The organism is Bombilactobacillus sp. ESL1197 (genome assembly GCF_058107145.1).
Window position 1 is genome coordinate 933160 of sequence record NZ_JBYLTY010000001.1, and the last position, 13246, is coordinate 946405.

At 37.8% G+C, this 13246-nt stretch carries 12 protein-coding genes; all 12 read left to right on the top strand.

Annotated elements, in window-relative coordinates; all coding sequences use genetic code 11:
- Positions 1-85: 85 nt before the first annotated feature.
- Positions 86-625: a YqeG family HAD IIIA-type phosphatase gene (locus tag AC3B6B_RS04260; protein ID WP_489757432.1), complete on the top strand. Its 540-nt coding sequence runs from the start codon at positions 86-88 to the stop codon at positions 623-625.
- Positions 618-1736: a ribosome biogenesis GTPase YqeH gene (gene yqeH, locus AC3B6B_RS04265; RefSeq protein ID WP_489757433.1), complete on the top strand. Its 1119-nt coding sequence runs from the start codon at positions 618-620 to the stop codon at positions 1734-1736. The genes AC3B6B_RS04260 and yqeH overlap by 8 nt, the downstream gene beginning before the upstream one ends.
- A 12-nt stretch (positions 1737-1748) precedes the next feature.
- Complete coding sequence (locus AC3B6B_RS04270; protein WP_489757434.1) at positions 1749-2066, top strand: YhbY family RNA-binding protein; 318 nt, start codon at positions 1749-1751, stop codon at positions 2064-2066.
- Positions 2067-2075: 9 nt separating this feature from the next.
- A complete protein-coding gene (locus AC3B6B_RS04275; RefSeq protein WP_489757435.1) occupies positions 2076-2726 on the top strand; it encodes a nicotinate-nucleotide adenylyltransferase in 651 nt (216 codons plus the stop codon).
- Positions 2710-3294, top strand: a complete 585-nt coding sequence (gene yqeK / locus AC3B6B_RS04280; RefSeq protein ID WP_489757436.1) for a bis(5'-nucleosyl)-tetraphosphatase (symmetrical) YqeK — start codon at positions 2710-2712, stop codon at positions 3292-3294. Before AC3B6B_RS04275 ends, yqeK begins: the two co-directional genes overlap by 17 nt.
- A 9-nt stretch (positions 3295-3303) precedes the next feature.
- Positions 3304-3660, top strand: a complete 357-nt coding sequence (rsfS, locus tag AC3B6B_RS04285) for a ribosome silencing factor (protein WP_489757437.1) — start codon at positions 3304-3306, stop codon at positions 3658-3660.
- Positions 3660-4799, top strand: a complete 1140-nt coding sequence (locus AC3B6B_RS04290; protein WP_489757438.1) for a nucleotidyltransferase — start codon at positions 3660-3662, stop codon at positions 4797-4799. The genes rsfS and AC3B6B_RS04290 overlap by 1 nt, the downstream gene beginning before the upstream one ends.
- 9 nt (positions 4800-4808) lie before the next feature.
- Entirely contained in the window at positions 4809-5366 is a 558-nt protein-coding gene (locus AC3B6B_RS04295) for a DUF177 domain-containing protein (RefSeq protein WP_489757439.1), read from the top strand.
- Between the two features lie 76 nt (positions 5367-5442).
- Entirely contained in the window at positions 5443-6858 is a 1416-nt protein-coding gene (gene gndA, locus AC3B6B_RS04300; RefSeq protein WP_489757440.1) for an NADP-dependent phosphogluconate dehydrogenase, read from the top strand.
- 377 nt (positions 6859-7235) lie between these two features.
- Positions 7236-7925: a response regulator transcription factor gene (locus AC3B6B_RS04305; RefSeq protein WP_489757441.1), complete on the top strand. Its 690-nt coding sequence runs from the start codon at positions 7236-7238 to the stop codon at positions 7923-7925.
- Positions 7922-9421, top strand: a complete 1500-nt coding sequence (locus tag AC3B6B_RS04310) for a HAMP domain-containing sensor histidine kinase (protein WP_489757442.1) — start codon at positions 7922-7924, stop codon at positions 9419-9421. Before AC3B6B_RS04305 ends, AC3B6B_RS04310 begins: the two co-directional genes overlap by 4 nt.
- A 379-nt stretch (positions 9422-9800) precedes the next feature.
- The gene (locus AC3B6B_RS04315) at positions 9801-13115 is read left to right on the top strand and encodes a BspA family leucine-rich repeat surface protein (RefSeq protein ID WP_489757443.1); all 3315 of its coding nucleotides are present in this window, start codon (positions 9801-9803) and stop codon (positions 13113-13115) included.
- The last annotated feature ends 131 nt before the right edge of the window (positions 13116-13246 follow it).

Genomic DNA, 13246 nt, shown 5'->3' on the forward strand with positions numbered 1-13246 from the left:
AAGTTGAGTGTTATGTAGAGTTTATTATGATAGATAATTGATATCTACGTTAAATCTCAACTTTTTTACGGATAATATAGAGGAAGTGAACACTCTGGGAATCTTCAAGCCAAACATGATGATTGAACAAATCACACAAATCCCCCCTGAAGAATTTATGGCGGCAGGGATTAAAGTGATTTTATCGGATTTAGATAATACTTTGATTCCTTGGAATCAAAAGGATCGCCAAAATGCGCAGTTAGCCAATTGGTTAAAGGCGTTGACCGCTCATGGGATTCAATTAGTTATTGTGTCGAATAATAATGAAGAGCGGGTTAGTCGGGCCGTGGCGGGATTACCAATTAAAATAGTTGCACGAGCCTTGAAACCATTACCGTTTGCTTTACGCAAATATCTCAAATCTAACTCTTATCGTAAACAAGAAGTAGTAATGGTTGGTGACCAGTTAATGACTGATGTTTTGGCAGGTAATTTGGCCGGAGTGCAAACAATCTTAGTCAAACCGTTAGTGGCGACGGATTCTAAAAAAACCCGGATTAATCGGATGATTGAACGTCCCATTTTAAAGATTAATCATTTTCTGTATCCACAACTAGATTGGAGGCGGCATTTACGTGACTGATGAAGTATTATCTTGTGTAGGTTGTGGGGCACAATTACAGAGTACTAATGCCCAGTTAGCCGGTTTTGTTCCTAGTAGTGCCCTGAAAAAGGCCGAATCAGCTTTGGATGACCAAGAACTTTATTGTCAACGTTGTTTTCGTTTGCGACACTATAATGAAGTAGCGGAAGTTCCGTTAGATAATCGTTCCTTTCAAAAACTGTTAAAACGCATTGGTCAAAAAGCGGCGCTAGTTGTTTACGTGATGGATATTTTTAATTTCTCGGGAAGCATTGTCAGCAACCTAAAATCGTATATTAAAAATAATCCGGTGTTAATTGTTGGCAATAAGCTGGACTTAATTCCTAATTCCTATAATCAAAATAAATTAGTTAATTGGCTGCAACAACAGGTCAAACAAATGGGCTTGCATCCCGTTGGTACGCAACTGGTTAGTGCCCAAAAATTAACGCATGTTGACCAATTGATGCACCAAATTGATCAATTGCGTCATGGTCAAGATGTCTATGTCGTCGGTTCTACTAATGTCGGCAAATCAACACTGATTAATGCCATTTTACAAGCTAACAGTGAACTGAAAAATTTAATTACGACCTCTAGTTATCCGGGAACTACTTTAAATGAAATTCGAATTCCGTTAGCTGGTGGTGGTGATTTGATTGATACACCAGGAATTATCCATCCCGGTCAAATTGCTAATTTGTTAACGGCCAAAGATCTCAAATATCTAGCACCACAAAGTGAATTACATCCGAAAGTTTTTCAATTAAAGCCCCAGCAAACCTTGTTTTTAGCGGGGTTAGGCCGGTTAGATTTTTTAGAAGGTGCTGCGGGTTCCTTTGCGGCTTTTGTGAATAATCAATTGTATGTTCACCGCACTAAGTTAAGCCATGCAGATGAATTTTATCAAGCTCACCGAAGCGACTTGTTGGCGCATCCCCAAACGAAGGAGCCAATTGAACAATTAGTAGCTCACACAATTCAAACTACCGAAAAAAGTGATATTGTGTTTTCTGGCTTGGGCTGGGTTTGTGTCCCAGCTCATGTGGTCGTTAAAGCTTATTTGCCAGCTGGGATTAAAGTTAATGTGCGGCCCGCTTTGATTAATTAAGTGGAGTAAATTATGTTAAATAAAAAGCAATTAAAATTTTTGAAAGGTCAAGCGCAATCCTTGACACCTAGTCTTCAAATCGGCAAGAATGGTCTCAGTGCTAATTTTCTGAAACAACTGCAAGACCAAATAGAATTACAAGAATTAATTAAAATTAATTGGTTACAAATGGCACCGGTTAATCGGGCCGAAGTCGTTGCCACAATTACCCAAGCGGATAGTCAAATTACTTTAGTGCAACAAATCGGTCATACTGCGGTTTTTTATCGACCTGCTACACAAAAAGAACACCAACAATTAAGTCTTGAGGTGGCAAAAATCAAAGGATAGGTGATCAAAATGGCGCAGACCTTAACTACTAAGCAAGTAGTTACCAAGCCACAAACTCAAATGGCTTCCACAGCGAAAAAAAAGCGCATTGGTATTTTAGGTGGAACTTTCAATCCACCACATGTTGGGCATCTGATGATTGCGGATCAAGTTTTTGCTCAATTGGGTTTAGATAAGATTTTGTTTATTCCAGATGCTAAACCACCACATGTTGATGTGAAAACCGCTATTTCGATTGAACATCGTGTTGAGATGGTGCGACGAGCCATCATTGATCATCAAAATTTTGATTTGTGTTTAATTGAAGCAAAACGGGGCGGCATTAGTTATACCTATGATACGATGCGTCAACTAAAATTAATGCACCCAGAAAATGAATATTATTTTATTATTGGCGGCGATATGGTCGAATATTTGCCGAAATGGCATAAAATTGATGAATTAACGAAAATGGTGCAATTTGTCGGTGTTTGTCGCAAAGGTTATGAAAAAAATTCACCATATCCGCTGATTTGGATTAATATGCCCGAAATTGATGTTAGTTCCACGTGGATTCGCCAAACAGTGCAGACCCAAGGCTCAATTCGGTATTTTGTTCCTGATTTAGTACGTCAATATATTGAAGAAAAGGGGCTTTATAGTAATGATCGTTCAAACTGATTATGATTTTGTTGCTTTAAAACAGCAAGTTCAAGCTAAATTGTCACCTTATCGTTTTGAACATTGTGTGCGCACGAGTCAACGCAGTGTAGAGCTGGCCCAGTTAAATCACAGTGATGTAACCAAAGCTAAAGTGGCGGGACTAGTTCATGATTATGCCAAAGAACGTAGTGCCGATGAATTTATTCAAGTGATTAAACAAGAAAATTTGGATCCTGATTTGTTAAATTATGGGAACGCGATTTGGCATGGCGTTGTAGGTGCTTATTTTATTCAAAAAGAACTGGGCATTTATGATGAAGAAATTCTAAACGCGGTGCGTAATCATACTACGGCAGCCGTGAAAATGACGACTTTAGATAAGATTGTTTTTATGGCTGATTATACAGAAGCAGGGCGGGATTTTCCGGGAGTCGAAGAAGCTCGGCAAATTACCGATCAAGATTTAGATGCCGGGGTTAGTTATCAGATTGAACATACCTTGCAACTGTTATTGAGTCAGAAACAGCAAATTTATCCGAAAACAATTGATAGCTATAATCAATGGGTTGTAGCAGCCAAAAAGTGAGGTTTACGATTGAATAGTCAACAAATAATGCAAATTGCAGTTCAAGCAGCAGATTCCAAACACGGGCATGCGATTACTGTTTTAAACATGCAGCAAGTTAGTTTGGTTGCGGATTATTTTGTCATCGTGGATGCTAATAGTCAGCGCCAAGTTGATGCTATTGTGGATGCGGTGGTTGAAGCCGAAGAAAATCACGGTTTAACGATTAAACAAATTGAGGGCTCAAAAAATTCACCGTGGATTTTGTTGGATTTAGGTGATGTCATTGTGCACGTCTTTACTCAAGAAACGCGTGAATTTTATCAATTGGAAAAGCTATGGTCACAAGCACCAGTTGTTGAAGTTGCTCCCTTACTGAAAAAATAATGCGCGTTTGTGGAGTAATCGCTGAGTATAATCCGTTTCATAATGGTCATTTATGGCAGCTGCAACAAATTCGCCAGCAATTACAGCCTGATGTGTTAATAGTGATTATGTCAGGTAATTTTGTTCAACGTGGTGCGATTGCGCTGGTTGATAAATGGCAGCGGGCGCAAATGGCGTTGGCAGCGGGAGTAGATTTGGTGGTTGAGTTGCCGGTTTATGGTGCCGTTCAACCAGCAGATATTTTTGCCCGAGAAGCTCTGAAACTGTGTCAACAATTAGCAGTTTCGCACCTGGTTTTTAGCACAGAGAATGCACAATTAGATTATCAAACATTAGGTCAAAAAATTGCCCAAATAAATCCATCTAAAGAAACATTTACAGATTATCGTCAGACCTATGCCACACAATTTAATCAAGTCTTACAATCACAGTTGGGTTTAACATTAACTAATCCCAATGAGCTACTAGGTGTTGCTTACGCCCAGGCGGCGTTTGAGTTAAATTATGCGGTGCAACTGGTTGCTCTGCCGAGGCAAGGCTTGGGGCAACATGATCAAAGTGATTTGTCGGGAAAGTTTTCTAGTGCTAGTGCCATTCGCCAAGCAATATTGCAAGACCAGTCTTATCAATTAGCAATTCCAGACTTTGTGACTGACTTGTTAAAGCCACCATTTCTCAGTTGGCAGCAGCTTTTTCCGTATTTAAAATATCGGTTGTTGACGAGTAGTTTGGAAGAATTAGGGCAAATTTACCAGATGAATGAGGGCTTGCAGTATAAGCTCAAACAAGCAGTAGTTACCAGTACGAATTTTTCGGATTTTTTGTATCGTATTAAGAGTAAAAGGTATACGTTTGCGCGCTTGCGCCGGCTATGCCTGTATGTATTATTGAATATTTCTACTAGTCAAATGCAGCAAATGTTGGCGCAACCGTATTTGCAGGTTTTGGGCTTTAATGGCAGTGGTCAACAACATTTGCATTATTTACGCAAGCAAGTGAGTTGGCCGTTAATTACGAAAGTTACGCAAAAATTGGGTAACAAGCCGGGAATTATGGCTGATGCTGTGCAAATAGATCGTTTGTTAACGTTATTTGATTTACCGGAGCAAAATTTTGGACGACAACCATTACGAAAGTAGGTGATTATAATGTTAGTTTTTAAAACTCGAGAATTAGAAAAGTATCGCCAAGAACCATTAATTTTAAAACAAACGCTGGATGTTAGTGCCGATCTAAAGCAACGTGACCCACAAATCATGGAAGTGAGCCCAATTCAGGTTCAAGGCGCGATTAGTTTAGATGGGCAATTTATTTTCGGAGATCTTCACCTGACAGGTTCTATGACTTATCCGTCAACACGGAGTTTAGAGCCGGTTGTTTTACCAATTGATTTTACTTTTCATGAAACATATACGAATTTAACAGATGATCAAATTACCCCAGAACAAAAAGAGCAATACGATTTAATTATTTCATTGACGGACCAAACTTTAGACTTACAACAAGCGATTGAAGATAATCTATTATTGAATATTCCAACTCAGGTTTTAACGCCCCAAGAACAAGCGACCGGGGCTATGCCACAGGGCAATGAGTGGACGGTTATTTCAGAAGATGATTATGAAAAAAAAGCCACACCCAATCTAGAAGCTAGTGAAGAATTATCCAAGTTAAAAGATTTTTTTGCTGATGATAAGCAAGATTAAATAATTAAGGATTATCAATCGTTGCGAGTTGTGATAGGGTATTGTTAGACAAATGATCAACAGGAGGCACATGAAGATGAATAAACCAACCATTGGTGTCATTGGTATGGCTGTCATGGGTAAGAATTTAGCTTTAAATATTGAAAGTCGGGGATATACGGTTGCTATTTATAATCGGACCACGGCGAAAACCAAGCAAGTAATTGAAGATCATCCGGACAAAAGTTTAGTTCCTAGCTTTACGATTGAAGATTTCGTCAATTCTCTGGAAAAACCGCGCCGGATTGTGATGATGGTGAAGGCTGGTAAGGCGACGGATGCTGTGATTGATGAATTAATACCATTACTTGATCAAGGTGATGTCTTAATTGATGGTGGTAATACATTCTTTGAAGACACTATGGCACGTAATAAGCGACTTGATAAGTCTGGCATTAACTTTATTGGCATGGGCACTTCTGGTGGTGAATTAGGTGCTTTGAAGGGCCCTTCTTTAATGCCTGGTGGCCAAAAAGAAGCTTACGATTTGGTAGCGCCAGTTTTGGAACAAATTGCGGCTAAAACCGATGATGGTCAGCCATGTGTTACCTATATTGGGCCAAATGGTGCGGGACATTACGTCAAAATGGTGCATAACGGTATTGAATATGGTGATATGGAGTTGATTGCTGAAAGTTATAACTTGATGCGTAATTTAGGTCAATTAACACCAGAACAATTAGCAGAAATTTTTAGTCAATGGAACGAAGGCGAACTTTCCAGTTACTTGATTGAGATTACTGCTGATATTTTGACGCGTAAAGATGATTTAGGTAGTGATCAACCGATTATTGATGTAATTTTAGATGCTGCAGGTAATAAAGGTACGGGTAAATGGAGTTCACAAAGTGCTCTTGAATTAGGTGTGCCGCAATCATTGATTACTGAAGCTGTTTATGGCCGTTATATCTCAACCTTTAAGGATGAACGGGTTAAAGCCAGTGAACAGCTACCAGCGTCCAAGTTAGAAATGAAAGTTCCAGATGACTTTACTGAAAAAATTCGGGAAGCTTTGTACTTTAGCAAGATCATGAGTTACGCGCAAGGCTTTGCGCAGTTAAAAGCAGCTTCTGATCATTATGATTGGAATTTGCAATACGGTAAGATTGCTAATATTTGGCGTGAAGGTTGCATTATTAGAGCGCAATTTTTGCAAAAGATAACGGCGGCTTATCAGAACCAACCTGATTTAGATAACTTATTGTTAGACGATTACTTTAAAGATATTTGTGCTAAATATCAAGATTCTGCGCGTCAAGTCGTAGCTTGGGCCGTACAAGCGGGAATTCCTGTTCCAGCTTTATCTGCGGCCATTGCTTATTATGATTCTTATCGCGCAGCTGTTTTACCAGCTAGTTTGATTCAAGCACAAAGAGATTACTTTGGTGCTCATACTTATCAACGCGTTGACCGTGCTGGTATCTTCCATTATCCATGGTATGAAGAGCAATAATCTGTAGTATTAAAATGTAATTAATATAGAGATAAGTTAGAAAACTCGGTAATTTTATTGCCGAGTTTTCCTACTGTTTAGCTTCTTTTTGAGCATTAAAATAGCGCAGATTGCATAAATGTATTATTATAATAGTCCTGTTCCCAATAGTTAATACTTGAAAGCAATAAAATTAATCATGCTTATTAGAAAAAATGAGGTTTGTTGGAATTGGGGGGAGCAGGTACTCAGAGTGTTTTAAAATTAGTGGTATCGTTAAAATGTTAATCATAGATTTTAAGTTTCTGTATTATTAGCCAAAGGTTAAATAAACGTGATACACTAATGATAGCGAGATTTAGAAAAAATTAATCTAATTAAGAACTGGAGTCTTATAAATGTCAAAAATATTAATCATTGAAGATGAAAAAAATTTAGCCCGCTTTGTAGAATTAGAGTTACAACACGAAGGTTATGATACCCGTGTGGAACTAGACGGGCGCAAAGGTTTAGACGCCGCTTTAGGTGAAGATTGGGACGCTATTTTGTTAGACTTAATGTTACCAACTTTAAATGGTCTAGAAGTTTGCCGCCGTATTCGTCAAGAAAAGAGTACCCCCATTATTATGATGACGGCACGGGATTCGATTATTGATCGCGTATCTGGTTTAGATCATGGTGCTGATGATTATATCGTCAAACCGTTTGCGATTGAAGAATTATTGGCACGTTTACGGGCATTGTTGCGGCGAATTGATATCGAAGACCAGAAGATGGCGCCACATTCAACCAAGATTGAATACCGTGACTTAATTATGGATAAAGAAGCACATACTTTGAGTCGCAACGGTCAAGTCATTGAATTAACCCGGCGCGAATACGACTTATTCTTAACTTTATTGAATAACATGGGGAAAGTTTTAAGTCGGGAACAATTATTGAAGAGTGTTTGGGGCAGTGAATCCACGCAAAGTGAGACCAATATTGTTGATGTTTATGTGCGTTATCTACGTAATAAAATTGATGTACCTGATAAAGAAAGTTATATCCAGACGGTTCGTGGTACTGGTTACGTTGTTCGCCCATGAAGCAAAAATTAGCTAATTTACGAATTACTATTCAATTTAAGTGGACGTGTTTTTTGAGTTTAGCTATTTTTTTAGTGTTTGGTCTTTTTTCAACTTTAATCTATACTTCAGTCAATCAAGCTTTATTACGTAGTGAAGAAAATAATGTGCGGGATACTATTTCCGCAGTGGATAGTCGCTTTAATGTTTACCAAGGTCCTTTGAATAAGCAACAAGTGCAAAATCGTTTAGCACCGCGCTTAAATCAAAAAACGGTGGAACGGGATGCCAATGGTAATTTAGTGGCTGAAAATCCAGAAAAATTTTACCATGACAGTTTATCCAAGCAATTGGCGCGTGGTGATTTAGCCATTGTGTTATATGATTTGCACGGGATGGTTTTGTTTAAAGATGGGGCAATTGATCCCAACTTTACTGGCACCACGAAGATTACGGTCAAAAAAGTTCCCAGAAAATTGAGCTTTTTAGAAACGACGGTGCCGATTCACTCAAGTCGTAATCATAAAGTGATTGGCTACGTCAAAATTAACGACGGTCTGCGCGGTTATCACCGTGCTTTTCGCGAACTTAATCGCTGGATGATTGTGGTCATTATTTTTGCATTATTGTTAAGTGTCTTTTTGGGCTATGTTTTAACGCAACCGTTAGTGCGGCGCATTAACCAAGTTAACCGTACGATTGATGAGATTAACGAAGATCCTGATTCGCAATCGCGGATTCCCAAGCAGTCGTCTAATGATGAAATTACGGACTTGGTCGACCGCTTTAACCATATGTTAGACCGCCTGCAAGAGTATACCAATCAGCAAAAAGAGTTTGTGGAAGATGTTTCACACGAATTACGGACGCCCGTGGCGGTCATTGAAGGCCATCTCAAGATGCTTCAACGCTGGGGCAAAGATGACCCCAAAGTGCTTGATGAATCCATTGAAGCATCTGTGAGTGAAATTTCGCGGATGAAAAAATTGATTCAAGAAATGTTGGATTTAACGCGGGCAGAACAAATTGAAGTCAATTACACCAATGAAGTCACAGAAGCTAATGAAACGATTAAGCAAGCTTATGGCGATTTTGTGATGTTACACCCTGACTTTGAAATTGATTTTGATGATACGGTGCCAGATCATACCATGGTACAAATCTACCGCAACCATTTGATGCAAATCTTGGTCATTTTATTAGATAATGCCGTCAAATATTCTAAAGATCGTAAAGAGATTAACTTGTCGGCTTCGACCGAAGATGGCATGTTAAATATTGCGGTACAAGATTTTGGCGTGGGCATTACCCAAACAGATTTACAACGCATTTTTAATCGCTTTTACCGTGTTGATAAAGCTCGTTCACGTGAAAGTGGAGGTAATGGTTTGGGCCTGTCAATTGCCAAAAAGATTGTGGAAATGTATAAAGGAACTATTACGGCCGAAAGTGCGGTGGGTTCAGGTACCATTTTCCGAATTAATTTGCCGCTGGTTGAATCGAAAAAATTAAAGTAGTTTTAGAAGACTGAAAGCCTTGTAAATGACGTTGGTTGTTTGCAAGGCTTTTTTGTGTTGATTTCAAAATTCAAAAGCGACATTAACTGGTTGTAAAAAATAAGATGTTAATTTTTATTAAATTGATTTAATTTTAAAAAATATTATCTTTGCACAAAAAACAATGTTAATAAGCATAAAATATCAAACCAATTATTCTTCTTTTGTTTTAATTAAATGGATAAATCAAAACTAACTGCTTCTTGATTAATAATTAATTAAAGCACTATAATAATCATACAAATGTTCTAGAATATTTAGCAATTAAAACGGCGGTTTAAAGTGTAATGTAAGCGCTTGTTGATTTGGGCGTGGAGTACTAAAGAAGGGTCTTTTGGTGATGAAGGTTAAATATTCGCAAGCTGTGATCTTGGTAATGGAACTTTTTAGTTTGTGGTTAGGATTAAGTCAGATAGCTCAAGCCACTACTATGCAGTCGCGTAACGATTTTAGTCAAATGCTTAATCAAAATAATGACCTCTTGACCAATCCGAAGAGTTTGGATTTGCTAACTCAGAACCCAGCAAAGCAGGGTAATAATCTCTTAAAAAAGCAACCGACCATTAGTAACTTTACAACTTTAACAGCGCCAGTCAGTGGGGTAGCGGGGAGTTGTCCGTGGACCCTTGATGTTGATGGTACACTAACAGTGGGTCCGGGTACTTTAGGTGTTTACAGTTATTATAAAGATGAAGATTCATATAGTTACAATTATGGTGAAAATTGGTTGAAACATCTAAGCAATGTCAAAAAAGTAGTTCTGCAACCAGGAGTTCAACTTCCAACTAACTGTCGCTACGTTTTTGCTAGCTTAAGATATTGTACTGAAATAGATGGCTTAGAAAATTTAGATACTAGTCAAGTAACTAATATGGCTGATATGTTCAACAATTGCGGTGTACAAAGTTTAGATTTAAGTAATTTTGATACTAGTCAAGTTGCTAATATGACGTACATGTTTGCTAGTTGTCGCAAGTTACTAAGTTTAGATTTAAGTAATTTTGATACTGGTCAAGTCACTGATATGTCTTACATGTTCTCTTATTGTGACAGTTTATCAAGTTTAAATTTAAGTAATTTCAACACTGGCAAGGTCATTGATATGTCTTACATGTTTTTTGATTGTGAAAATTTATCAAGTTTAAATTTAAGTAATTTTGATACTGGTCAAGTCACTGATATGTCTTACATGTTTTTTGATTGTAGCAGTTTATCAAGTTTAAATTTAAGTAATTTTGATACTAGTCAAGTTGCTAATATGACGTACATGTTTGCTAGTTGTATCAATTTATCAAGTTTAAATTTAAGTAATTTTGATACTGGTCAAGTAACTGATATGTCTTACATGTTCACTACTTGTAGAAATTTATCGAACTTAAATTTGAGTGGCATTAACACCAGCAAAGTCACTGATATGTCTTCGATGTTCTCTTATTGTAGTAAATTACCAAGTTTAGATTTAAGTGGCATTAACACTAGCAATGTTAAGGATATGTCTTCTATGTTTAGCGGCTGTAGCAGTTTACCAAGTTTAGATTTAAGTAAATTTGATACTAGCAATGTTATTAATGTATCTTCTATGTTCAGTGATTGTAGCAGTTTATCAAGTTTAAATTTAAGTAATTTTGATACTAGTCAAGTTGCTAATATGACGTACATGTTTGCTAGTTGTATCAATTTATCAAGTTTAAATTTAAGTAATTTTGATACTGGTCAAGTAACTGATATGTCTTACATGTTCACTACTTGTAGAAATTTATCGAACTTAAATTTGAGTGGCATTAACACCAGCAAAGTCACTGATATGTCTAATATGTTCAGTGATTGTAGTAGTTTACCAAATTTAGATTTAAGTAATTTTGACACTAGTCAAGTTACTGATATGTCTTCTATGTTTAGTGGCTGTAGCAGTTTACCAAATTTAGATTTAAGTAATTTTGACACTAGTCAAGTTATTAGAATGTTTTATATGTTCTATAACTGTAGCAGTTTGACCCATTTAGACGTCAGCAACTTTAACACCAGTAAGGTTGTTGATATGGAAAGTATGTTCTCTGGTTGTAGCAATTTAATGAGTTTAGATTTAAGTAAATTCGATACCACTAAAGTTCAGTACAAAGAATCTATTTTATATTTTACGCAAGGTGATCATAATTTGTGGAAAATTAAAGTAAGTTCTAAGGTGCTCTTTCCTAATGCCTATCATTATAGCTCTAGTAGTAAGTACGATTGGTATAATGATTATGTAGACATGCCACAATTAGGTTTGACTTTTCAAGATGGCACTTATCAATATAAAGTTTTAGGTCAGGCTGGGCAAAAGACCGGCGCTTGGCAAGCCGTGGGTGCAGGAACGGACCATCACCCAACTGGGACCATTTATCCGACCCGAGATTCGTTGGATGATGATTTTTTACGTAATGTTAATCGTCCGAGTCAAGATCAAGATTCGGACGCCAGTAAGGGAAATCCTACGCAAACTTTAGTCTGGCAGCATCAGTTAAAGAATCAAACACCGCAAGTAAGGTTTGGGACATTGGGCACTACAAATATGGGCCTAGAATATTGCCATGATTATCAAGATAAGAGTTTGCCCGCTATACAACTAAGCGGCATCGTGATTGATAATGATAGCTCTCAAGTACAGTTGTATTATGCTATTGATCCAGTGGATACTAATCCGAATTTAGCTGAGATTGAAAACTATCAAAAATTACAGCTTACACCTTTGACTATTCAAGATCCGTCATTGGCGCAATCTTGGACAGCAGATATTATTGATCAGACTGATTTAAAGACTTTAGCCACTCCCAAGGCTGGCGGTCATCAAATTAAGATCTATGCAGTTGATAGTGGGGGCCAGTTTACTAGTGAAAATCCGCAGGCTTCAACAGTAGCAACAGTTAATGTTGCTGAAAATAGTTTAGTACAGATCAATTATCTTGATAGTGCTACTAACCAGCCAGTTTTTAATAAAGATGAAGATGGACACAAAGCTGCTCAGACGATTGTCGGTGTGGTCGGCAAGCCGGTAGATCCGACAGATCAAGCTAATTTTCCAACTGCGATTAAGACAAAGCATTATCGTTATACTTTAACTAACGCTTTAGAAATACCACAAGTTTTCCCAGCTATTACTTCGGATCCCTTGTTACCACTAGTGCCGTATCAATTAGATTTGAAATATAATTCAGGTACGATGAGCTTGAGCGTGCCGGATACGCTAGACTTCGGCACCAAGATTGTACAAACGGCCAAGCAAGCTTACGATTTGCCGTATGATGCCACACGAACAGTATTAAAAGTAACGGACACCACGGGAGTACCGAGTTGGCAACTCAGTTTAGCGATTGCAGATTTCACTAGTGATCAAACGACAACGCCATTAACAGACATTTTCCAATATTTACCTGCTGATAGTAGTACGCCAACTGCCATTTCGCAAACGCCGGCGCTAATTGATCAGTATGACAAGCATCATACGCTTGTTGATGGTTCTGGTAAGGCAGTTACTGATATTTCAACAGGTTGGTGGAATGCTAGTCATCGCCAAATTGCGGGTCCCAAGTTAGACTTACGACAATTGCAAACACCTGTCTATGAAGCAAATTATCATGCTACAGCAAAATGGTCGTTAGTCAATTCATTACAATAAAAATGCGGCGAGTAAAGTCGCTTAAGATTTGAGTATAGCTTGAAATGATCACTTAAGTGTATCAAATAATCAGTTAAAAAATGCTCCTCACCATTAGATGTTAAATCTAACGATGGGAGCATTTTTAGTAA